Source organism: Polaromonas sp., from assembly GCF_012927455.1.
Taxonomy (GTDB): domain Bacteria; phylum Pseudomonadota; class Gammaproteobacteria; order Burkholderiales; family Burkholderiaceae_C; genus Polaromonas.
In genome coordinates, this window is sequence record NZ_JABBPE010000006.1 from 101,128 (window position 1) to 123,686 (window position 22,559).

The 22,559-nt window shown below is 60.5% G+C and carries 24 protein-coding genes; 11 read left to right on the top strand and 13 right to left on the bottom strand.

Annotated features, from left to right (window positions below; translation table 11 throughout):
• Positions 1–3: 3 nt before the first annotated feature.
• The 5 genes from ugpB to ugpQ all read left to right on the top strand — a co-directional run bounded on the left by ugpB (position 4) and on the right by ugpQ (position 5,129).
• Complete coding sequence (gene ugpB, locus HHJ18_RS08180; protein ID WP_296913762.1) at positions 4–1,317, top strand: sn-glycerol-3-phosphate ABC transporter substrate-binding protein UgpB; 1,314 nt, start codon at positions 4–6, stop codon at positions 1,315–1,317.
• A gap of 86 nt (positions 1,318–1,403) precedes the next feature.
• The gene (gene ugpA / locus HHJ18_RS08185) at positions 1,404–2,285 is read left to right on the top strand and encodes a sn-glycerol-3-phosphate ABC transporter permease UgpA (protein ID WP_296913764.1); all 882 of its coding nucleotides are present in this window, start codon (positions 1,404–1,406) and stop codon (positions 2,283–2,285) included.
• 129 nt (positions 2,286–2,414) lie between these two features.
• Complete coding sequence (gene ugpE / locus HHJ18_RS08190) at positions 2,415–3,266, top strand: sn-glycerol-3-phosphate ABC transporter permease UgpE (RefSeq protein WP_296913766.1); 852 nt, start codon at positions 2,415–2,417, stop codon at positions 3,264–3,266.
• 37 nt (positions 3,267–3,303) lie between these two features.
• The gene (ugpC, locus tag HHJ18_RS08195) at positions 3,304–4,344 is read left to right on the top strand and encodes a sn-glycerol-3-phosphate ABC transporter ATP-binding protein UgpC (protein WP_296913768.1); all 1,041 of its coding nucleotides are present in this window, start codon (positions 3,304–3,306) and stop codon (positions 4,342–4,344) included.
• A 26-nt stretch (positions 4,345–4,370) separates the two neighbouring features.
• The gene (ugpQ, locus tag HHJ18_RS08200) at positions 4,371–5,129 is read left to right on the top strand and encodes a glycerophosphodiester phosphodiesterase (protein WP_296913769.1); all 759 of its coding nucleotides are present in this window, start codon (positions 4,371–4,373) and stop codon (positions 5,127–5,129) included.
• A 20-nt stretch (positions 5,130–5,149) separates the two neighbouring features.
• Here ugpQ and HHJ18_RS08205 read toward each other — a convergent pair whose 3' ends face one another.
• Positions 5,150–5,440 carry a hypothetical protein gene (locus HHJ18_RS08205; RefSeq protein WP_296913772.1) on the bottom strand — a complete coding sequence of 97 codons (291 nt, stop codon included), beginning with the start codon at positions 5,438–5,440 and terminating at the stop codon, positions 5,150–5,152.
• Between the two features lie 116 nt (positions 5,441–5,556).
• Between HHJ18_RS08205 and hemA the strand changes: the two genes are divergently transcribed.
• The 4 genes from hemA (at position 5,557) to grxD (ending at position 9,525) form a co-directional block, all read left to right on the top strand.
• On the top strand, positions 5,557–6,837 hold the full coding sequence (gene hemA / locus HHJ18_RS08210; protein WP_296913775.1) for a glutamyl-tRNA reductase: 1,281 nt from the start codon (positions 5,557–5,559) through the stop codon (positions 6,835–6,837).
• Positions 6,838–6,964: 127 nt separating this feature from the next.
• On the top strand, positions 6,965–8,086 hold the full coding sequence (gene prfA, locus HHJ18_RS08215; protein ID WP_296913777.1) for a peptide chain release factor 1: 1,122 nt from the start codon (positions 6,965–6,967) through the stop codon (positions 8,084–8,086).
• 94 nt (positions 8,087–8,180) lie between these two features.
• Complete coding sequence (prmC, locus tag HHJ18_RS08220; protein WP_296913780.1) at positions 8,181–9,047, top strand: peptide chain release factor N(5)-glutamine methyltransferase; 867 nt, start codon at positions 8,181–8,183, stop codon at positions 9,045–9,047.
• Positions 9,048–9,195: 148 nt separating this feature from the next.
• The gene (grxD, locus tag HHJ18_RS08225; protein ID WP_296913783.1) at positions 9,196–9,525 is read left to right on the top strand and encodes a Grx4 family monothiol glutaredoxin; all 330 of its coding nucleotides are present in this window, start codon (positions 9,196–9,198) and stop codon (positions 9,523–9,525) included.
• 50 nt (positions 9,526–9,575) lie between these two features.
• Here grxD and HHJ18_RS08230 read toward each other — a convergent pair whose 3' ends face one another.
• From HHJ18_RS08230 to HHJ18_RS08285, 12 genes are all read right to left on the bottom strand, one after another.
• Positions 9,576–9,851 carry a hypothetical protein gene (locus HHJ18_RS08230; protein ID WP_296913785.1) on the bottom strand — a complete coding sequence of 92 codons (276 nt, stop codon included), beginning with the start codon at positions 9,849–9,851 and terminating at the stop codon, positions 9,576–9,578.
• 79 nt (positions 9,852–9,930) lie between these two features.
• The gene (locus HHJ18_RS08235) at positions 9,931–10,152 is read right to left on the bottom strand and encodes a DNA gyrase inhibitor YacG (RefSeq protein WP_296913788.1); all 222 of its coding nucleotides are present in this window, start codon (positions 10,150–10,152) and stop codon (positions 9,931–9,933) included.
• A gap of 66 nt (positions 10,153–10,218) precedes the next feature.
• Positions 10,219–10,974: a cell division protein ZapD gene (gene zapD / locus HHJ18_RS08240; protein WP_296913791.1), complete on the bottom strand. Its 756-nt coding sequence runs from the start codon at positions 10,972–10,974 to the stop codon at positions 10,219–10,221.
• A gap of 43 nt (positions 10,975–11,017) precedes the next feature.
• On the bottom strand, positions 11,018–11,644 hold the full coding sequence (gene coaE, locus HHJ18_RS08245; protein ID WP_296913794.1) for a dephospho-CoA kinase: 627 nt from the start codon (positions 11,642–11,644) through the stop codon (positions 11,018–11,020).
• Positions 11,644–12,501 (bottom strand): A24 family peptidase, encoded by an 858-nt coding sequence (locus tag HHJ18_RS08250; RefSeq protein ID WP_296913796.1) that lies wholly within the window; start codon positions 12,499–12,501, stop codon positions 11,644–11,646. Before HHJ18_RS08250 ends, coaE begins: the two co-directional genes overlap by 1 nt.
• Positions 12,501–13,718 (bottom strand): type II secretion system F family protein, encoded by a 1,218-nt coding sequence (locus HHJ18_RS08255; RefSeq protein ID WP_296913798.1) that lies wholly within the window; start codon positions 13,716–13,718, stop codon positions 12,501–12,503. Before HHJ18_RS08255 ends, HHJ18_RS08250 begins: the two co-directional genes overlap by 1 nt.
• 93 nt (positions 13,719–13,811) lie before the next feature.
• A complete protein-coding gene (gene pilB / locus HHJ18_RS08260; protein WP_296913800.1) occupies positions 13,812–15,542 on the bottom strand; it encodes a type IV-A pilus assembly ATPase PilB in 1,731 nt (576 codons plus the stop codon).
• 399 nt (positions 15,543–15,941) lie between these two features.
• Positions 15,942–16,949: a UDP-glucose 4-epimerase GalE gene (galE, locus tag HHJ18_RS08265; protein WP_296913802.1), complete on the bottom strand. Its 1,008-nt coding sequence runs from the start codon at positions 16,947–16,949 to the stop codon at positions 15,942–15,944.
• 640 nt (positions 16,950–17,589) lie between these two features.
• A complete protein-coding gene (locus HHJ18_RS08270) occupies positions 17,590–19,062 on the bottom strand; it encodes an RNB domain-containing ribonuclease (RefSeq protein ID WP_296913805.1) in 1,473 nt (490 codons plus the stop codon).
• A gap of 99 nt (positions 19,063–19,161) precedes the next feature.
• Positions 19,162–19,299, bottom strand: coding sequence for a hypothetical protein (locus HHJ18_RS08275; RefSeq protein WP_296913808.1), 138 nt, complete (start codon positions 19,297–19,299; stop codon positions 19,162–19,164).
• Positions 19,300–19,571: 272 nt separating this feature from the next.
• Positions 19,572–19,928 carry a VOC family protein gene (locus tag HHJ18_RS08280; protein WP_296913811.1) on the bottom strand — a complete coding sequence of 119 codons (357 nt, stop codon included), beginning with the start codon at positions 19,926–19,928 and terminating at the stop codon, positions 19,572–19,574.
• A gap of 268 nt (positions 19,929–20,196) precedes the next feature.
• Positions 20,197–20,499 carry a metalloregulator ArsR/SmtB family transcription factor gene (locus HHJ18_RS08285; protein ID WP_366558817.1) on the bottom strand — a complete coding sequence of 101 codons (303 nt, stop codon included), beginning with the start codon at positions 20,497–20,499 and terminating at the stop codon, positions 20,197–20,199.
• 198 nt (positions 20,500–20,697) lie between these two features.
• Between HHJ18_RS08285 and HHJ18_RS08290 the strand changes: the two genes are divergently transcribed.
• Positions 20,698–21,735: an endonuclease/exonuclease/phosphatase family protein gene (locus tag HHJ18_RS08290; protein WP_296913813.1), complete on the top strand. Its 1,038-nt coding sequence runs from the start codon at positions 20,698–20,700 to the stop codon at positions 21,733–21,735.
• A gap of 105 nt (positions 21,736–21,840) precedes the next feature.
• The gene (locus HHJ18_RS08295; protein WP_296913815.1) at positions 21,841–22,290 is read left to right on the top strand and encodes an EF-hand domain-containing protein; all 450 of its coding nucleotides are present in this window, start codon (positions 21,841–21,843) and stop codon (positions 22,288–22,290) included.
• Positions 22,291–22,559: the final 269 nt, after the last annotated feature.

A 22,559-nucleotide genomic window follows, 5' to 3' on the forward strand; every position in this document is an offset into this window, starting at 1 on the left:
CTCATGAAAATCCGTTTATCCACCCTTGCTTTCGCGGCTTGCGCCCTGTGCGCGCCACTGGCCAGCCAAGCGCAAACCGAGATCCAGTGGTGGCATTCGATGACCGCCGTCAACAACGAGTGGGTCAACGACTTGGCCAGGCAGTTCAACGACAGCCAGAAGGACTACAAGGTGGTGCCGAGTTATAAGGGCAGTTACGACGAATCGATGACAGCAGCCATTGCCGCCTTTCGCGCTGGCAATGCGCCCAACATCCTGCAGGTGTTCGAAGTTGGCACGGCGACCATGATGGCGAGCAAGGGCGCGATCGTCCCGGTCGCCAAGGTCATGAAAGACGCCGGCGAGAAGTTTGACCCCAGCGATTACATCTCGGCCGTGGCGGGCTACTACACCGCGCCCAACGGCCAGATGCTGAGCTTTCCGCTGAACAGCTCGACCACCATTTTCTATATCAACAAAGACGCCTTCAAGGCTGCCGGCCTGCCCACCGACAAGGCACCAGCGACCTGGCCGGAAGTTGTGGCAGCCGCCGCCAAGCTCAAGGCTGCCGGCCACAAGTGCCCGTTCACCACCGCCTGGCAGGGCTGGACCCAGCTGGAAAGCTTTTCAGCCTGGCACAACGTCGAATTCGCGACCAAAAGCAACGGCCTGGCTGGCCTGGACGCACGCATGAAGATCAACTCGCCACTGCATGTGCGGCATATCGACAACCTGGCCAACATGGCCAAGCAAGGCCTGTTTGTCTATAAGGGCCGCGGCAACGTGCCAGAAGCAAGCTTTGTTTCGGGTGAGTGCGCCATGATCAACACCTCGTCTGGCTTTTACGGCAACGTGGCAAAGAATGCCAAGTTCGCCTATGGCCTGGCGCCGCTGCCGCACTACCCAGATGTAGCGGGCGCTCCGCAAAACACCGTGATTGGCGGCGCCAGCCTGTGGGTGATGTCGGGCAAGAAGCCGGCCGAGTACCAGGGCGTCGCGAAGTTCTTCAGCTTCATCTCCACGCCTGAAGTGCAGTCGGCCAGCCACAAGCGCACTGGCTACCTGCCGGTCACCACGGCGGCTTACCAGCTGACGGAAAAATCGGGCTTCTACAAGGAAAATCCCGGCACCGACGTGGCGGTGACGCAGATGATTCGCAAGGTGACCGACAAGAGCCGCGGCATCCGGCTGGGCAACTACGTGCAGGTGCGCGCGATCGAAGACGAGGAACTCGAACAGGTCTGGAGCGGCAAGAAGACGGCTAAAGAGGCGCTGGACGCGATTGTGACGCGCGGCAACGAACAGCTCGAGCGCTTCCAGAAAGCCAACAAGGGTTAAAACCCCATTTTTGCCGACGCCGTGATGGCGCTGGCCCTTCCTGCCCGCCAAACCCGTGGTCCGGCGGGCTTTTCTTTTGAGGTTGTATGGAAAAACGCGTTGTCTTTCGCTCAGGCTGGCTGCCCTGGCTGCTGCTGGCGCCGCAAATGGCCGTCATCCTGGTGTTTTTCTTCTGGCCGGCAGCCCAGGCCATCGTGCAGTCGCTGCAGCAGCAAGACGCCTTTGGCACCTCCATCGAGTTCGTCGGCCTGGATAACTTTCGCCAGCTTTTTCAGGATCCGAGCTACGTCGAATCTTTCAAGACCACCGCGCTGTTTTCGGTATTGGTCGCCGGGATTGGCATCAGCCTGGCGCTGCTGCTGGCCGTGTTCGCCGACCGCATAGTGCGCGGCGCCATGCTTTACAAGACCTTGCTGATCCTGCCCTACGCCGTGGCGCCCGCGGTGGCCGCCGTGCTGTGGGTCTTCATGTTCTCTCCCTCGCTGGGCGTGGTGGCTTACGCGCTCGGCAAGGTTGGCATCGACTGGAACCACCTGCTCGACTCGGGACACGCCATGACGCTGATCGTCATGGCCTCGATCTGGAAGCAGATTTCGTACAACTTCCTGTTCTTCCTGGCGGGCCTGCAGTCGATTCCCAAGTCGCTGATAGAAGCTGCCGCGATGGACGGCGCGCGCCCGTGGCGGCGATTCTGGACCATCCAGTTTCCGCTGCTGTCGCCCACCACTTTTTTCCTGCTGGTGATCAACGTGGTCTACGCCTTCTTCGACACCTTCGCCATCGTCGACGCGGCCACCCAGGGTGGCCCGGGCAAGGACACGGCGATCCTGGTTTACAAGGTGTATTACGACGGCTTCAAGGCGATGGACCTGGGCGGCTCGGCGGCGCAGTCGGTCGTGTTGATGGTCATCGTGGTGGCGCTTACCGTGGTCCAGTTTCGGTACGTCGAAAAGAAAGTTCAATACTAATGATCTCCAAAAAAGGGGCGCATCTTCAAGCAGCAGGGGCCGCGGAACTGGCTTTGCCAGGCCGCAGGCGCAACGGCCCCCTCGGGGGGCAGGGCGCTACACGCAGTGAGCAACCGTGGGGGCCATGTCATGGTTGAAAAACGCGGCGCCCACGGCATCCTGGCGCACGGCGTGATGCTGTTGGGCGTCTTCATCGTGGCTTTTCCGCTTTATCTTGCGTTTGTCGCCTCCACCCACACTGCGCAAGAGATCGTGCAGGCGCCGATGCCGCTGCTGCCCGGCAGCAACCTGTGGGACAGCTACAAGGCCGCGCTGTTCGGGCGCGCGTCCAGCGCCGGCTCGAATGCGCCGGTGGCCCACATGATGTGGGTCAGCCTGGTGACGGCGCTGGTAATTTCCATCGGCAAGATCGCGATTTCTCTGCTGTCGGCGTTTGCCATCGTCTACTTCCGTTTCCCCTTCAAGAAAATCTGCTTCTGGGCCATTTTTGTCACACTGATGCTGCCGGTCGAGGTGCGCATCCTGCCCACCTACCAGGTGGTGTCGGACCTGGGCATGCTCAACAGCTACGCCGGCCTGACGATTCCGCTGATTGCATCGGCAACGGCGACTTTTCTGTTCCGCCAGTTTTTCCTGACGGTGCCCGATGAGCTGGTGGAGGCGGCGCGCATGGACGGCGCCGGCCCGATGCGCTTTTTCTGGGACATCTTGCTGCCGCTGTCCAAAACATCGATCGCGGCGCTGTTCGTGATCCAGTTTATTTACGGCTGGAACCAGTACCTGTGGCCGCTGCTGGCCACCACCAGTGAAGACATGTACCCGGTGGTGGTCGGCATCAAGCGCATGATCGCCGGCGGCGACAGCCAAAATGAATGGAACGTAGTGATGGCCACCGCCATTTTGGCCATGCTGCCGCCGGCCATCGTGGTGGTGCTGATGCAAAAATGGTTCGTCAAGGGCCTGGTGGATACTGAAAAATAAAGCGAAAAATAAGTAGAAAAATAAGGGCAATTCAAGCATGGCATCGGTCTCACTTCACAACGTCATCAAGCGCTACGGCGCGGGCAAAAGCGCCGTACAGGTGCTGCACGGCGTCAGCGCCGACATTGACGATCACGAGTTCATCGTCATCGTCGGGCCGTCCGGCTGCGGCAAATCGACATTGCTGCGCATGGTCGCCGGGCTGGAAGAAGTCACCGAAGGGCAGATAGCCATTGGCGGCAAGGTCGTCAACGAACTGGAGCCTTCCGAGCGCGACATCGCCATGGTGTTTCAGAACTACGCGCTGTACCCGCACATGAGCGTGTTTGACAACATGGCTTACGGCTTGAAGATAGCCAAGGTGCCCAAGGAAGAAATCAGGACGCGCGTCGACAAGGCCGCCAACATTCTGGAGCTGAGCGCCTTGCTGGAGCGCAAGCCGCGCGCGCTGTCGGGCGGGCAGCGCCAGCGCGTGGCGATGGGCCGGGCCATAGTGCGCCAGCCGCAGGTGTTTTTGTTTGATGAGCCGCTGTCCAACCTTGACGCCAAGCTGCGCGTGCAGACGCGGCTGGAAATCCAGAAACTGCACCGAGAGCTCGGCATTACTTCGCTTTTCGTCACGCACGACCAGGTTGAAGCCATGACGCTGGCGCAGCGCATGATGGTGATGAACGCCGGACGCATGGAGCAATTCGGCACGCCCGAAGAGGTCTACAACCGGCCGGCCACCACCTTTGTCGCCAGCTTCATGGGCTCGCCGCCGATGAACCTTTTAAGACTGGCGCCCAACGCCGATTTCGGCGGCCAGCCCGGCGCCATCATGGGCATCCGCCCCGAACACCTGCACGTCAGCTCCAGCAGTAGCGACAACGGCAGCCGGGGCTGGCCGGTGCAGGTTGACAGTATTGAGATGCTGGGCGCAGAGCGCTTGCTGTATTGCCGACTGGGCGCAGAATTCGTGATCGTGCGCACCGACGAAAGCTTGTCGTCCGCCCCTGAAATTGGCGCGACGATTTACCTCACGCCGCGCGCCGATCGCATGCACTGGTTCGATGCCGGGACTGGCATGCGACTTTAGCCTGGCCAGCCCCGACCCTCTTACTCATGTCCCAAGCGATCACCTCCCCCTGGCCCTATCCGCGCTGGATTGCCCACCGCGGCGCCGGCAAGCTGGCGCCTGAAAACACGCTGGCGGCCTTTCAGCTAGGCGCCAGTCATGGCTACCGCATGTTTGAATGCGATGTGAAGCTGAGCGCTGACGGCATGCCATTTTTGCTGCATGACGACACCCTGGCGCGCACTACCAATGGCCACGGCGTGGCGGGCGAGCAGCCTTGGCAAGCCCTGGCCAAGCTGGACGCGGGCCGCTGGCATTCGCCACCCTTCGTAGGCGAAAGCTTGCCACTGCTGGACAGCATGGCGCGCTTTTGCCTGTACCACGGCTACGCCCTGAACATCGAGATCAAGCCCACGCCCGGACAGGAAAGCCGTACCGGCCGCGTCGTCGCCAACGAGGCTGCCAGACTCTGGAACACGGCGACCCGGCCAACCGCGCCCCCGCTGTTGACCTCGTTCGCGCCGGCCGCACTGCAGGCGGCCCGCAACGCCCAGCCGCAACTGCCGCGCGGCTTGCTGCTCGACGCCTTGCCCGGTGGCTGGCTGGGAAGCGCTCAAGCGCTGCAATGCGTGGCCATCATCTGCCAGCACCAGCTCTGGAACACGGAAACCGTGGCGCAGGCCAAACAGGCCGGCTTCAGGCTGCTGAGCTACACCGTCAATGACGAGGCCAGTGCCAGCCGGCTGATCGTACTGGGCACCGACGGCATCATCACGGACCGGGTTGACAGTTTCAAACCCGACTAGGCCATAGCGAAATAGCGCTGTCAGGCTTTCCAGCCGCGCAGCAGCAGCCACTGGCACAGCGCTGCGCCCAGCACCAGCGCGGCATAGGTCGCCATCTTTCCGTCACGCCCAAACAGCAGCAGACCGGCCGTCAACGTAGCCAAATTTACTACAAAAATAATAGCTGCCTGCACCCACCAGCTCTCGACAAAAGGTCTTTTTGACTGGAAAAATCCAAAAAAAAGACGCAAACACACAATCAGTAACAAAGCCACCAGCGCCGCAGGCGCCATGAAGTTGAGCAGATGATTTGTCAGCAGATATGCGGTCATGGCAGCCATTTAAAGTCAACGCGAATACCCCTGAAATAAGCCAGAAACAGGATTTTCAAGGCGATTGATGGAAGCCAGATGGCACTCCCTGCGTACTTCAATTTTATAATCAGCACATGTCAGTCTGGGCCTTAGGGCTAAATCATCACACCGCACCGCTCGATTTGCGCGGCCGCTTTGCCTTTGCGCTGGACCAGATTGCACCAACCTTGCGCGGCTTGTGCGCCTCGCTGGAGCGCCAGTCCGAGGCGACGCTGCTGTCCACCTGCAACCGCACCGAGATTTACTGCACCGGCGACGATGACGCCCTGAACCACACGCTGGATTGGCTGGCGCACAACGGCGGCGTGTCCCCGGCTCTGCTGCGTTCGCATGCCTACACGCTACAGGGCGACCAGGCCGCGCGTCACGCTTTTCGCGTGGCCAGCGGGCTTGACTCCATGGTGCTGGGCGAGCCGCAGATCCTGGGGCAGATGAAAGATGCGGTGCGCGCCGCCGAAGAGGCGGGCGCCATGGGCACCACGCTGCACCAGCTGTTCCAGCGCTCTTTCGCAGTGGCCAAAGAAGTACGCACCAGCACCGAAATTGGTGCGCACAGCATCAGCATGGCGGCGGCCTCGGTACGGCTGGCCGGCCAGCTGTTTGAAAACCTTGGCGACATCAAGGTGCTGTTTGTAGGCGCCGGCGAAATGATTGACCTGGCGGCGACCCACTTTGCCGCCAAAAATCCCAAGTCGATGGCGATTGCCAACCGCACGCTGGAACGCGGCGAAAAGCTGGCTAGCCGCTTTGGCGCTGAAGTCATGCGGCTGGGCGATTTGCCCGGTCGCCTGCACGAATTTGATGCCGTGATCAGCTGCACGGCCAGCACGCTGCCCATCATCGGCTTGGGCGCGGTGGAGCGCGCGTTAAAGCTGCGCAAACGCCGCCCTATCTTCATGGTCGACCTGGCGGTGCCGCGCGACATCGAGCCCGAAGTCAAGGCGCTGTCCGATGTTTACCTCTACACCGTGGACGACCTGGCACAGGTGGTGCAAACCGGCAAGGACAGCCGGCAGGCGGCGGTGGCGCAGGCCGAGGTCATCATCGACGCCGGCGTGCAAAACTTCATGCACTGGCTCGGCCAGCGGCACACCGTGCCGCTGATCCAGCAACTCACGGCACAGGCCGACAGCTGGCGCGCGCTGGAGATCGTGCGGGCCAAGAAAATGCTGGCCAAAGGCGAGTCGATTGATGTGGTGCTGGAGGCGCTGGGCCGCGGCCTGACGCAAAAAATGCTGCACGGCGCGCTGGTGGAACTGCATGCAGGCAACGCGCAAACGCGCGAGGCCACCGCGCACACCGTGTCCAAGCTGTTCTTGCGCGGTCAGCTGCCCAAAGAACACAAAGAGCATTAGCGGCGACAAACTGCCGCCTTGCCGCAGTGCTTGACTGTGGCCGCCCCGCTGCCAGCGCCTGCGCCGGTGTGAACTCCCTCTCTTTTGCGTCCGCTATCTCCGCTATTCACGCTTTTACCGCTATTCCATGAAACCCTTTCTTCGCCAAACCCTGGAGCGCCAGCTGCTGCGCCTGCACGAGCTCGACGCCTTGCTGTCCGCCAGCGACGTCGTGAGCGACCTGGACCGCTTTCGCGCCCTGACGCGCGAACATTCCGAGGCCAGCGTACTGGCCGATCAATACAACCGGCTGACCGGCCGCGAGGCTGATTTGGCCAGCGCCGATGGCATGCTGCTGGAGGCCAAAGCCGACCCCGAGATGGCAGCCATGGCTGAGGAAGAAATCACTGCCGCCAAGGCCGACATTGCACGACTCGACGAAGCACTGCAGCTGATGTTGATTCCCAAAGATCCCGACGACAGGCGCGCGGCCTTCATCGAAATCCGCGCCGGCACGGGCGGCGATGAATCGGCGCTGTTTGCCGGCGACCTGTTTCGCATGTACACGCGGTTTGCCGAGCGCAGCCGCTGGCAGACCGAGATCATCAGCGAATCGGCCGGTGAACTGGGCGGCTACAAAGAAGTGGTTCTGCGCATAGACGGGCCACTTGACGCCATGGGCGTGGGCGTTTACGGCAAGCTGCGTTTTGAGTCGGGCGGACACCGCGTGCAGCGCGTGCCGGCGACCGAAACCCAGGGGCGCATTCACACCAGCGCCTGCACCGTGGCGGTACTGCCCGAACCCGACGAAGCCGTCGCTATCCAGATCAACCCGGCCGACCTGCGCATTGACACCTACCGCGCCAGCGGCGCCGGCGGCCAGCACATCAACAAGACCGACTCTGCCGTGCGCATCACGCACATTCCGACCGGCATCGTCGCCGAATGCCAGGACGACCGCAGCCAGCACCGCAACAAGGCCAAGGCGTTGCAGGTGCTGTCGGCGCGTATTGTGGAAAAAGACCGCGCCGAGCGCGCCGCCAAGGACGCGGCGACGCGCAAGGGCCTGATAGGCAGCGGCGATCGCAGCGACCGCATCCGCACCTACAACTTCCCGCAAGGCCGGCTGACCGACCACCGCATCAATCTGACGCTGTACAAGCTTGCCCTCATCATGGAGGGCGACTTGGGCGACGTGGTCACGGCGCTGCAGGTGGCGCGCGGCGCCGAACAGCTGGCAGAACTGGAAACGGCCAACAATGGCGGCTGACCGTGAAAATCGACGTTTTACTTATTAAATCGGCCTCTAGCCCAATATCCACGGGCGCAAGCAGCTATTATTTTAATAGCAACTGCAAATCGTGATGGCGACACAGTCGACCTGCCTGCAGGCGCTGGCTGACGCGAGAAGCCTCGGACTGGAGCGGCTGGACGCCCAGTTGTTGCTGCTGCACGCGCTGGGCAAAACCGGCGACGCCAGCGCTGGTCGGGCTTGGCTGCTGGCGCACGATAGCGATGAACTGAGCGACGCCATCACCCGGCAGTTTAGGGCGCTGAGCCTGCGCCGCGCCGCTGGCGAGCCGCTGGCTTACATCGTCGGCAGCAAGGAGTTTTTTGGCCTGGCGCTGCAGGTGGACGCGCGCGTGCTGGTACCGCGGCCCGACACTGAAACTTTGGTGCAGTGGTCGCTCGATCTGCTGCAACTGCCCTGCACGGCGCAGGTGCCGCATATTCTTGACCTGGGCACCGGCAGTGGCGCCATTGCGCTGGCGCTTGCGCACCAGCTGCAGGCAGCCGGCCGCCAGGTCCAAGTGGTCGCCGTCGATGCCAGCGCCGACGCACTCGACGTGGCCCGCGCAAATGCCGGGCGACTGGGACTGCAAGTGCAGTTCATGCAGAGCCACTGGCTGCAGGAAGTCAACGGCAACTTTCACCTGATTGCCAGCAACCCGCCCTATATTGCCAGCGCCGACCCGCACCTCGCTGCGCTGCGGCACGAGCCGCTGCAGGCACTGACGGCGGGCGCCGATGGATTGGACGACCTTCGGCAGATCATTGAACAGGCGCCAGCGCATCTGCGGCCAGGCGGATGGCTGTTGCTGGAGCACGGCTACGACCAGGCCGCCAGCGTGCGCGCACTGCTGGCGCGCCGCGGTTTCTTGCAGCTGCAGAGCCGCCGCGATCTGGCGGGTATTGAACGCTGCTCGGGCGGCCAGTGGCCGATTGATTGACTGAAAATCCCCACAAAATCAGTGCCAGGCGTCAAACAGCGGGATAATCGTGAGCTTGAATTTCAATGTTTAGATTTCATGCATGCAACGCGGCCCGCCTGAGACGCCAGTCTCGGTCTGCACGGCGCCGCACTCCAAAGGATTTTTCATGAGCCATACCGACCCCACCCAGCAACGCATAGAAGAGATCGTCAAGTCCAGCGACGTTGTCCTGTTCATGAAAGGCACGGCCCAGTTTCCGATGTGCGGCTTTTCCGGCAAAGCCATCCAGGTGCTTAAGGCCTGCGGCGTGAGCCAGCCCGCAACCTTCAACGTGCTGGAAGACGAAAACATCCGCAACGGCATCAAGGAATACAGCAACTGGCCGACCATTCCGCAGCTCTACGTCAAGGGCGAATTCGTCGGTGGCTCCGACATCATGATGGAAATGTACGAGAGCGGCGAGCTGCAGCAAGTGCTGGGCACGCCAGCGGTCTGATGCCAAGCGCCCGGCGCGGTGCGGGCGTTTTGCAAGCCCGCGCTGCCTGACTAGCGGGAATAGCCTTCGCAAGCGCCCGCGTTAACGCGGCCCTTGCATTCGCGTTTCAGGCGTGTGTTGCGTTCGCCGGTCGTTTCCTCGGACCCACGTACATATTTGACCTTGTTGCCGCGCACCACAGCCGTTTTTTTCTTGGCCTTGGTTTTGGCTTTAGTCGGCTGAGTCACTCCGTCTGACGATTGCGCCTGGACGCTGCCCATTAGGCCCAGCGCCACGGCGGCGCTGACCATCCATGCGCACGCCGACTTTTTGAAAAATTTATTCATCGCCCTCTGCCCTCTTTTCAGTGCGGTTGAACACCGCTTTGCTTGTCTTTGCTTATTTTTTGATTCTTGCCCTAAAAACTTATTGCAGATTGGGATCGCTTAATTTCGGGTCGCCATAGGCCTCGTCATCGGGCGGCGTGTCGGCCGGCAGACGGAAGCTTTCACTGGCCCAGGCGCCAAAATCGATGTTTTTGCAACGTTCGCTGCAAAAGGGGCGAAAGGGATTGCTGGGCGCATAAACGCTTTCGCCACCGCAACCAGGACAGACGACAATTTTCAACGGTAATTTGGCTTTAGTCATGGTGCATGGCGCCGCAAGCGGTGCATCGGAATACCGGATTGCCGCAGCAATTAAATCAGGATTACATCAGGAGCACAGCGTCAATTCGAACATCGAATCGCCGGTACTCGGATGCAGCCGGTCATCGCTTTCGTGGCGCATGAGGCGCACCGAAACCATCAGGCGGTTGCCGCTGATTTCAGGAATCAGCCCCAGCGCCGGATCGATGCGCAGGCGCAGCAGATGAAAGGTCCGTCCTTGCGGCAGCGTCTGCTGGAATTGCCCGCTTGGCGCCACCACTTTTTGCGCAGCGCCGGAATCGCGCAGCAGCGTCAGCAGCACACGTATTGATTCGGCCAGCGGCACCAGCGGCGCCACCCAGCGCTGCAGGTCCAGCTGACGCGCGGCGGAAGGCAGAAACTGCCAGGCATAGTAGGCTGGCAAATCAAACTCGCAAGTGCCTCCCGGGATGCCGACACGGCTGCGAATGCTCATGAGCCAGTCGTTTTCAGTCAGGGAATGGCCGATTTTTCCGGGCAGATTGTTGACGGCGGCAAAACAGGCTTCAAGCTGGCCGGTCACCTCATCGAGCGCCACCTCAGAAATGACCGGGTTGCCGCGGTAACCATTGAGGACATGCTTTTGCTTCTCAAGGTCCTTAAGCACGTCGGTTTTTAGATCCGCGCGCGCGCCCACGTCCATGATTTCAAAAATGGTCGTGATGGCAAAGTGATGATCCGTCGGACTTGGCCGCTCCACCAGTTCGCCAAGTCGGCGAAACAGGTGCTCCAGCCGCAAATAGGTGCGTATGCGTTCGTTGAAAGGATACTCGTAAAGGATCACAGTGCTATTTTCGTCAGCTTTATTGAGGAGGTTTGGCTATGCATCATAGCCCGAAGCGCACGGCCAGTTGGCGCACCAGCAGCGCCAATGTTTCAAGAAGCAAACCATCGTTATAGATGCAAATATCAGCGGCCGTTACCCGCTGCGCCCGGCTGGCCTGGCCGCCCATGATCTTTTCGACGGCTTGCGACGTCCAGCCATTTCGCGCCACCACGCGGGCTACCTGCGTGCTTTCGCGGCAGTCCACCACCAGCACCCGGTCCAGTTGCTGGCGCCAGCGCCCCGACTCCACCAGCAAGGGAATATCAAAGATGATGCAGCGGCTGCCGGCCTGCTGTGCTTGCGCGGCCTGCTTCAGGGTCTGCTGGCTGACCAGGGGGTGAATAATCGTCTCGAGCCGCTGCCGGGCGGCTGGGTCATTGAAGGCCAGCTTGCGCATTTTTTCGCGGTTCATTGCGCCATCGGCGCCGATGGCGGCAGCACCAAACTGGCTGGCGATCTCCTTGACAGCGGCGCCTCCTGCGGCGGTGAGCTCCCTGGCAATGGCGTCGGCATCGACCAGCGTGGCGCCCAAGGCAACCAGCATGCCGGCCACCGTGCTTTTGCCGCTGCCAATGCCGCCGGTCAGACCGATGCGCTGTGCTGCTAAAGCTGCCCCGCTGCATGACATCACAAACCGATGAAACGCAAAATGGACTGCGGCCCAAAGACCATGGCGGTGAACCCCGCGCCCGCCAAAAAGGGGCCGAAGGGGACGTAGCCGCCCTCGCGCAGGCCACTGGAAAATTTCATCGCAATGCCGATGACGGCACCGATCACGGAGGCCATCAAGATCATGGGAATCAACGCAGGCCAGCCAAACCAGGCACCAAGCGCCGCAAACAGCTTGAAGTCGCCGTAGCCCATGCCTTCCTTGCCGGTTGCCAGTTTGAAGGCCCAGTACACCAGCCACAAGGACAGATAACCGGCGACCGCGCCCCACAGTGCGCTGTTCAGGCTGATGGCAGGATTCCACTGCAATGCAGCTACCAGCAAACCGGCCCACAACAAGGGCAAGGTCACGTCGTCGGGCAACAAGGTGGTGTCCCAGTCGATCAGCGCCAGCACCAGCAGCGCCGCAGAAAAACCGCTCCATGCCAGCGCGATCGGCGTCCAGCCCCAGCGCCAGACGCAAAAGAAAAACAAAACGCCAGTCAGCGCTTCCACGATGGGATAGCGCACGCTGTAAGGATTGCCGCAGGCCGCGCATTTGCCTTTGAGGAACAGATAACTGACAACGGGGATGTTTTGATACCAGCGTATGACATGGCCGCAGGCAGAGCAGCGCGAGCGCGGCACCAGCAAATTGAATGTCGCGGCGGGCTGCGGCGCCACCCCGCTCAACTCGGCGGCCTCTTGCGCCCACTGCTGCTCCATCATTTTGGGCAGGCGGTAGATCACCACGTTGAGAAAGCTGCCTATCAGCAAGCCCAAAATGCCTGCCAGCAAGGCATCGAACTCCAGCCCCAGACCCATTCCCACCCCCATCAAACGACTTGACCCAGCTTGAAGATGGGCAGGTACATGGACACCACAATGCCGCCAATCAGCGTGCCCAGAAACACAATGATGATGGGCTCCATCAGGCTGGACAGGCCGGCCACCATTTCATCGACTTCGGCTTCATAAAAGTCTGCGGCTTTGCCCAGCATGTGGTCAACCGAGCCGGATTCTTCGCCAATGGCGCACATCTGCAGCACCATGCTGGGAAACAGGTTGGCATTGCTCATGGCCGCCGTCAGGCTGGTGCCGGTAGAGACTTCCTGCTGGATTTTCTGGGTGGCGTCGGCATACAGGGAGTTACCGGATGCGCCCCCCACCGAGTCCAGTGCCTCGACCAGCGGCACGCCGGCGGCAAACATGGTCGAAAGCGTGCGAGTCCAGCGCGCAATGCAGGACTTGTCGATCAAGGGACCAAACACCGGCAGCTTGAGCAGCAGGCGGTCCATGACTTTCTGCATTTTTTCATTGCGTTTCCACGCCTGCATGAAAAAGTAGAGGCCGCCGCCAATACCGCTAAAAATCAGCCACCAGTACGACACGAAGAACTCGCTGATGGCAATCACGATCAAGGTGGGCGCGGGTAGATCTGCACCGAACGAGGAGAAAACGCTCTTGAACGACGGAATCACAAAAATCATGATCACCGCGACCACCACAAAAGCCACGACCACCACCGAAATCGGGTACATCAGTGCGGATTTGATCTTTGACTTGATGGCCTCGGTTTTTTCCATGTACACCGCCAGCCGATCCAGCAAGGCCTCCAGAATACCGGCGGCCTCGCCAGCCTCGACCAGATTGCAATACAGCGCATTGAAGTGCATCGGGTACTTGCGAAAGGCCGAACTCAGCGAGGTGCCGGTTTCGACATCAGTGCGCACGTCATTGAGCAGTTTGGTCACGCTGGCATTGGGGTTGCCGCGGCCGACGATGTCAAAAGACTGCAGCAGCGGAACGCCGGCCTTCATCATGGTGGCAAGCTGGCGCGTGAAGATGGCAATGTCACGGGGTTTTATGGACTTGCCAGCGCGCATACGGCGCTTTTTGATCTTGCTGGCCAATACGCCCTGGCGGCGCAAGGACGCCTTGACCTGATTCTCGCCAGCGGCACGTATTTCGCCGCGCACCTGCTTGCCGCCCCGATCCTTGCCCTCCCATTCGAAAACAAATTCCTTGATGCCTTTAATTGCTGCAGTTGCCATGATGCCTTCTTGCCTTCTTGTTTTGCAGGGGGTATTCAGACCAACTCGCCGTTAGCGTCGCGCGCCAATGTGCCCGCTCTTACACGCGTCTGGCTAAACATTGGTGCAGCCCAACACCTCTTCCATCGAGGTCATGCCGAATTTGACTTTCTGCAAGCCGGACTGACGCAGACTTCTGACGCCTTCCGCCTCGGCCTGCGCCGCAATCTCCAGCGCACTGCCGTCGCGCAGCACAATGCGCTGAATCTCTTCGGAAATCGGCATGACCTGGTAGATGCCGACACGGCCTTTGTAGCCATTGGTGCACATCGAGCAGCCGAGCGGCCGGTAAGGCGTCCACGAGCCATCCACGTCGTCTTCTTTGAAGCCGGCCTCCAGCAGCGTCTCGCGCGGAATATCCGCCGGGGTCTTGCAGTTGGGGCAAAGCCTACGCGCCAGTCGCTGGGCCGTGATCAGGATCACACTGGAGGCAATGTTGAAGGGCGCGATGCCCATGTTGCGCATGCGCGTCAGCGTCGACGGCGCATCGTTGGTGTGCAGCGTGGACAACACCATGTGGCCGGTTTGCGCGGCCTTGATGGCGATATCGGCAGTTTCAATGTCGCGAATCTCGCCAACCATGATGATGTCGGGATCCTGCCGCAAAAAGGCCTTGAGCGCGACCGTGAAGGTCATGCCGGCTTTTTCGTTCATGCTGACCTGGTTGACGCCGGGCAGGGTGATCTCGGCCGGATCTTCAGCGGTGGCGATGTTCACGCCCGGCTTGTTCAGAATGTTCAAGCAGGTGTAGAGGGACACGGTTTTGCCGGAGCCGGTAGGACCGGTCACCAGCACCATGCCATAGGGTCGGGCAATGGCTGCCAGCAGGCGTTCTTTTTCAATCGCCTCGTAGCCCAGTGCGTCGATGCCGAGCTTGGCGCTGCTCGGATCCAGAATACGGATGACGATTTTTTCGCCAAACATGGTGGGCAGGGTGCTAACCCGAAAATCGATAACGCGATCGGGACCTATCTTGAGCTTCATCTTGCCGTCTTGCGGCACCCGCTTTTCGGATATGTCCATGCGCGAAATGACCTTGATGCGCGCCGCCAGCTTGTCCTTGATCGCGACCGGCGGCGAGGCAATTTCGCGCAGCTCGCCGTCAATCCTGAAACGCACCCGGTAGGTATGCTCAAACGGCTCAAAGTGCAAATCGGACGCTCGCATGCTGAAGGCGTCAAGCAGCATTTTGTGTAGAAACTTGACGACTGGCGCGTCTTCCACCTCAGCCACGGTGGCATCGTCTTCCATGGCCGAATCCGGGCCGGCGTCGTCAAACTCGAAGTCGTCGCCGATGATGTTTTCCATCGCCTCGGCCGCCGTGGCGTTGGAAGCCTCGACCAGCTTGGACAGCTTGTCGTATTCGGCGATGACCCAGTCAACTCCCATCTGGGTAGAAAATTTGATCTTTTCTGCTGCCTCCTGATCAGAGGGGTCGGCCGTTGCAACAATCAGGCGATTGTTGCGTTTGCTCAGCACCACAATGCGCAAGGTCTGGCAGATCTTGGCGTCCAGCAGCCCCTTTGGCAAACGCTGCACATCGATGGCGTCCAGGTCTAGCAGGGGCGCCGCGAAAGCAGTCGACATGATGTGCGCCAGGTCAAACGCCGACACCGCGCCCGAACCGGTCAACTCGGCGATGAAATTGCTGCGCCCGATTTGCGCCTTGCGAAAAATGTCTTCGGCCGCCTTTTGCCCCAGTTTGCCCGCCACCACCAACGCCCGACCCAAGCCAGGTAAAGCGATTGCAGAAGGTGAGTTGATAGCAGTGTCGACAGCGGCCATGTGTTCTAAATTGGACTCAAATCTCTATCATCGTCTATACATTACAAGGTGTAAATGGAAAACGCCTGACCAACCCATCTGGCACTGGAACTGTGAGAAGAATCGCACACTAAATGCCAATAATGAGAAAAATTGGCCTGCACCAGCAAATTCGGGCGAGGGACCATCCTAAAAAACCACGCGCCCCGGTCTTGCCGGCCCGAGCGCTGCAGGTGGTCGAACGGCGTCAACCAGCAGGCCGCCACCAATTCGGCCTTATATTGCTATTAAAATAATAGCTGCTTACGCCCGTCCTGTATGGGCTAGAAGCATATATCATGCTTTTTTTCCAACAGCCGGGCTTCAAGCGATGTGGCTGGCCGGTCGAACCTGCGGTGACAACGCACACCAGTGCGCAGATCAGTAACCCCCGGGATTCTGACTTTGCCAGCGCCAGGCGTCCGCGCACATATCCGCCAGCGTGCGGCGCGCCTGCCAGCCCAGCTGTTGCTGTGCCAGCGCCGGGTCGGCATAGCAATGCGCCACATCGCCGGGGCGGCGCGGCATGATTTGGAAGGGCACGGCGCGGCCGCTGGCCTGCTCAAAGGCGCGCACCACCTCCAGCACGCTATGGCCCTGGCCGGTGCCCAGGTTCACGGTCAGGCTTTGGCCGCGCTGCAGCAGCGCGTCCAGCGCGGCGACATGCCCTTCAGCCAGATCGAGCACATGAATATAGTCACGCACGCCGGTGCCGTCGGGCGTGGTGTAGTCATCACCATAGACGTTCAGATAAGGCCGTTTGCCCACCGCCACCTGCGTGATGTAAGGCATCAGGTTGTTCGGGATGCCGCTCGGGTTCTCACCGATCAGGCCGCTGGTGTGCGCGCCCACGGGGTTGAAATAGCGCAGCACGGCCATAGCCCAGACCGGGTCGGCCGCGCCCAGCGAGGCCAGCATGTCTTCAATCATCAGCTTGGTGTGGCCGTAAGGGTTGGTGTGGCTGCGCGGGAAGTCTTCGGTAATCGGCACCGTGGCCGGGTCGCCATAGACCGTGGCGCTGCTGGAAAACACCAGCTTGCGGCAACCCACGGCAGTCATCGCCTCGAGCAGCCCCAGCGTGCTGCCCAGATTGTTGCGGTAGTACTTGAGCGGCTCGGCCACGCTTTCACCCACGGCCTTGTAGCCGGCAAAATGCAGCACCGCCTGCACCTTGTGGCGGCGCAGCACATCGGTCATGAAAGCCGCGTCTGCCACATCGCCCTGCTCGCAAGCAATGGTCTGGCCGGTGATCTGCTGCAAACGCTGCAGCACCGCCGGGTGGCTGTTCGAAAAGTCATCGACGATAACCGGTGTGTATCCCGCCTGAGCCAGCGCAATGCAAGTGTGGCTGCCGATGTAGCCAGCGCCGCCGGTTAAGAGAATATTCATGGAGGGTGATATGGGGAAAATGAGACCGGGTTAAAAAAAAGGCTCGACATCAATTTTGTCGCATTCCGCGTGCGTATTGATGAGAATCGACAAGCCGCTACGTGATCTTGCCCGCAGCTGGTGGGTACCTGGCGCTATTTTTAGTATTTCAATCGACTGGGTTCCGGCTTGAATCCAAGGATAAAATCAGCCTCCAGCCCAATACCTATCGACGCAAGCAGCTATAAATTTCATAGCATTTTGTAAGTCGGGTTAGCCAAAAACGTCACCCGACAGCAGCGCTACAGACTCAAAAACCCGCCGCCCTGCCCCGCCACCGCCTAGGCCGCCAGGCCTGACCACTTGTGCGTCACCAGTTGTCAGCGCGACGCACCCCGAGCCAGCGAATAATCCATCCACGCTGCCCGGCTGCCGGTGCTGTAAGCCACCGGGTACGGCATCACGTTCCAGCTTACGACCTGAAAAACAGCCAAGGGGCGACATCCGCGAGGCGGTGGTGATCAGCAGCCGGCGCTGCGATATGTCCACACCCGGCACCGCATCGCCCAACGCAGTGTTTTCATAGGTGCTGCGCGAAGCGCGCTCATACAGAGTACGCCCCGCAGGTACGCCCATGCGCGTAAAAAACGCAACCGCAGCCTCACTCCAGCAGCACAAAGTCGATAAAGCCGCGCTCCACATTGGTCGCCACCAGCTTGACGTGAACTTTGTCCCCGACCTTGAGGCCGGCCGCGCCGCTCACCAGCTTTCCCTCGGCGGGCGGGGAGAACAGCCGGACCCAGACACCGTCGGCGGTGGCGCCGGTCACGAGGGCGTCATAGCGCTGGCCCACATGCGATTCGAGTAGCAGCGCCGCCTCGGACTTGCGCATCTGCCGCTCCACTTTTTGGGCGGCGTCTTCTTGCCGGGTGCAGTGCAGGGCCAATGCGCCCAGCTCGGCGTTGGAGTAAGGCGGCGGCTTGGCCGCCAGCGCCGCCTTGAGCAGGCGCGAGGTGATCAGGTCGGGGAAGCGCCGATTGGGCGCGGTGGAATGGGTGTAGTCGCGCACGGCCAGGCCAAAGTGGCCGATGGGCGGGCCGCCAGGTGTCTCGACCACGTACTCGCCCCGGCCCATGAGCTTGACGATGATCAGCGACAGATCGGGAAAGCGCAGCGGGTCGGCCTTGTGGCGTTTCGCCAGAAAGGCTTCAAGCGCTTTGGAATCGGGCTCAGGCGGCAGTGTTACGCCGTACTCCAGGGCCACCGCCGCGATGCGCAGCCAGCGTTCGGGTGAGCGCACCACGCGCCGCAGCGAGGCACCGCCCCTGGATGCCAGATAGCGTGCGGCGCAGCCGTTGGTGGCGATCATCACCTCCTCGATCAATTGGCGCGCCCGGTTTTGCACCTGCTGGGCAATAGCGATCACGCGCTCACCCTCAAACACGGCGCGCGGTTGGAAGGTTTCAAACTCAAGCGAGCCCTCGGCATGCCGCAGCACCCGCAGTTGCTGGGCCAGCGCATCTTGCGTGCGCAATTGCGCCTCCATGCCGGGCACGGCTGCAGCAGCGGCGGGCAGCGCGCCCTCGCCGTCCAGCCAGGCACTGACGGCGTCGTAGGCCAGCTTGGCCTTGCTGCGCACCCTGGCCCGGTACAGCGTGGCGCTTGCCAGCGTGGCGTCGGCGTGGAAGACCATCTCGGTCACCAGGGCCAGCCGGTCCTCATCGAAGTTGAGCGAGCTCAGGTCGGTAGACAAACGCTCGGGCAGCATCGGGAAGATGCGTGCGGAGGTGTAGACAGAGGTGGTGTTGGCGCGCGCGTGCTCGTCAATGGCGCTGCCTTTTTTGACCAGCGCGTCCACATCGGCGATGGCCACCAGCAGTTTGACGGACCCGTTGTCAAACACCTCGCATACGGTGAGCTGGTCCAGATCGAGCGAGTCGTCATTGTCGATGGAGCACCAGAGCAGGTGTGTGAGATCGCTTATGTCTGCGCTGGCGGCTTCGCTGGCGGGGCCGGCGATGGATCTAAGCTGCTTTTCGACACCGACCGAAAACTCGGCTTGCAGGCCGCGCTCAGACATGGCACGGATGGCGAAGCGGACGAGGTCGGAGCGGCGGTGGTGGTTGGCGTTCATGCGACCAATATACCTTCAGCATTGGCAGGTGGCGTCTATCGCTATCAAATAAATAGCAGCTTGCGCATATCCCACCTGGTCTAGAGGCCAAAATAATGTTCAGTAGGTACCTGCTACCGCATGGAAGCAGCTTTCAACCGGCTGTGAACCGCGCCCCAACGCGGCTTCATACCTGTCGTGGTGGCGCACACGGCCCATGGTTAAGGGCAACTGGTCTTCGTCGCGCCTCTTGGGCATCAGGTCAATGTACTTGTAGGCGCCCAGCAGCAGATCGAAGCGGCGCGAAAAAAAAGGGCTTGGCTACCCTGACCCAGGGCAGCTTGCGCCGCTCGACGCTCAACTGGTCGCGCAGCAGGGTGAACTTTTTTTCCTGGCCAGGAGTTGCCGGCGGGCGGCGATCCATTCCTCTTTTGGGACAACGGGGTGGCGGGCTGGGTTTGCATTCACGGTTGATCTCCTTTCAAAACATGCGATGAGGGCTTGGTGTGCGGCTTAGCAGATGATTTCAGCTACTGATTGAAAATGTGCAGGATGTTGCCGTCTGGGTCCTTGAACCAGGCGCCCTTGAAATCACCCGCTACATGGGCGTCACCCTGCAGCGTCAAGCCGGGCAGGTCGTAGTGTTCGAACGTCACGCCTTTGGCCTTGAGCTTTTGCATGATGGTGTCAAACTCATCGCCCACTTCCCATGTAGCGGACGTTGCTTTATTGGTGCCTGCATGGGGCGAGACATACACCACTACCGTGGAAGCGCCGCTCTGATAGTTGAGCACGCTTTCTTCGCTACTCTCAAGAGCTTGTAGGCCCAGCGTGCGTTCATAGAATTTTTTGGCCACATCAATATTCCTGACAGCGATGGTGGCCATGACGTTTCTGTTTGCGAGCATTGTGATTTTCTTTCAATTAGTGGATCCGCTAAAAAGAAGGTCCAGCTTGGCAAAAGCACCAGCCCAGCCCCGATTGTGGCCGTCACGCACGGCCTGGTCGAAGGACTGCTCGTGCACAAAAAAGAGTTCAGTGCCCACGCCCAAAGGCCGCAACCGCATACTGACCCGCAACACCCGTTCGGTGTGCTTTGCCAGGCCCAGCTGAACACGAGCTTGCTGTTGCGCACAACCTCCTGGTAATCGCCGCTTACGTTGTAAGGCGCGCGAACCAGAATTTTGCATAACGCGACAACCACACAGCGGCCTCCTGCATCGGTTCGGGCGCAATCGCCAGACTGACGACGCGACCGTCCTTGGCGCGGCTGACCAGACCGGCGTCTTCCAACACCTGCAGATGTTTCATGAAGCCGGGCAGCGACATGCCATGCGGGGCGGCCAGCTGCCCCACGGACAGACTGCCCTGCTCCAGCGTTTGCAACACCGTGCGGCGGGTCGGATCGGCCAGCGCGGCAAACACAACATTCAACACCTCGTTTTTATACTTAACCATAGGGATTAATATTTGGCGGCTTGAAACGCTTGCCAACTAGGTAAATCCAAGAAATTTGTGTCTTTTTGCTGTGGCCCGCTAGCGCCGCGCAGTGCCCTCCTTGCGCGTCATTTCGCGAGTCATTTCATGCGCCTGTCCGCTTGAACCTTGCCTGTCCACTGGCTAAACTGCCTTGCTCACCCAACCGAAAGGCCTGCCATGCTGCTGTGCAATTTCAACGTCAACAACCTGTTTGTGCGCTATAAGTTCGGCAAGACCTTTCCCGGCGATCAGAGCGGAAAAAGCGGTGTGCTGGACCCCAACGTGGGTTATTTGCCGCTCTACCAGAAGGGAGCTTTCGATGTCTTCAACCCCGAGCAGCGCAAACTGGGCGCGCTGGCCCTCACGCGGGGCAACACCGTGCTGCCCGATGTGGTGTGCGTGCAGGAGGTGGAAAGCCTGATCGCGCTGCGCGAGTTCAATGAGCGCTTTCTGGCCAACGCCTATCCCTATGTAGTGGTGCTCGACTCGCGTGACTTGCGGCAGATCGACGTCGGCATTTTGTCGAAGTACCCGATAGACGGCATCACCACGCATGTGGACGACATGGCCGCAGGCAACTACATCTTCAGCCGTGACTGTCTGGAGGTGCGACTGCAGCTTAAAAAGAATGTTTTTGTGACGCTGTTTATCAACCACTTCAAATCCAAGCTGGCGCTGGGCGCCAATGAAGAAGCGCGCAACAACGAACGCACGCGGGCCAATGAGCGGCGCCAGCTGCAGGCCGAAACGGTGGTCAGCCTGCTGAAAGCCCGATTTTCCGCTGCGGCTTTCAAGTCGGAATATTTTGCTGTTCTGGGCGACTTCAACGACACGCCGCTGGCGCCGCAGCTTGCCAAGCTCTGCCAGAAGTCTGGCTTGGTCGATGCACTGGCGACGCTGGCGCCGCGAGAGCGCTGGACGCATTACTGGAAAGCCAAAAACAGCGTGTCGCAGCTCGACCATGTGCTGCTCTCGCCCGCGCTGGCCGGCAAGCTGAAGAAAAACGGCGTGAGCCTGGAGCGGCGCGGCCTGGGTTTTCGCTCCGAATCGAAAAAAGCCGACGGCGGCACCCTGCCCAGGCAGGTGCGGCTGGAGACCATCGAAGACGACCCCAATGCGCTGGCCATCGATTTCCAGTTCGAGCGCTTTACAGAGATCTCTAGCAGCAACGTCGCCTCGGACCACTGCCCGATCTTTCTGTCATTCAACCTTTGAGCGCTCGCGCCGCCTTGGCAAAGAAATGTGTCTGGCGCGGCCGCGTATGTAAACCATAGAAACACCTTGCAAGCGCACTGGCGCTCAAACCACTATTCGCATCAAATGGATTATGTTTTACTCCCGGCCCAACCACCGATGAAGTTTCTTGCCGCCAAACTGACGCCCTCACAGCGCCCTGTTCACTCCGCTTTCTGGTATCTTTTTGGCTGCGCAACGCTGCTCACCCTGAGCGCTGGCGGGGCGCTGTTCGGCATGCGTGCGCAGGCCCAGCCGGCGGCAGACGCACCGGCTGCGGCGGCGTCGCAAACTCAAGCCGAACCATCGGCCAGGGCCGCATCGGCAAGCCCGGCAGCGAGATACAGCGCCAAAGACCTGGAGCGCGCATTTAACTTTATGGATGCAAACAAGGACGGAAAAGTCAGCCGTGACGAAGCCGCCAGCTTTCGCAATGTGGCCAAACATTTTGATGAAGCCGACACCGACAAGGACCAGATGCTGTCGCCAGAAGAATTTGAAAATGCGATGAACCGCTCGAAAACCAAAGCGCCCTGATCCACGCGATCTGGTTGCTGGTGTTTCAGACCGGCCGTGCTGTGCGGCGCGACGCAGGAGCCCGACTTGCTATGTTATTAATAGCTACCTGCGCCCGCCCCGTATGGGCTGCAGGCACTTTTTGCCCCTGAAATGGGCCGGACGACTCAAGCTTGCGCGGCCCAGATCTTCTGAATCTGCGCGGCCAGCGTCATCGGGTCGAAAGGCTTGGCAATCACTTCGAGCGCGCCGAGCGCCTTGTACATCGCCACCTCGGTGGCCTGCACCTT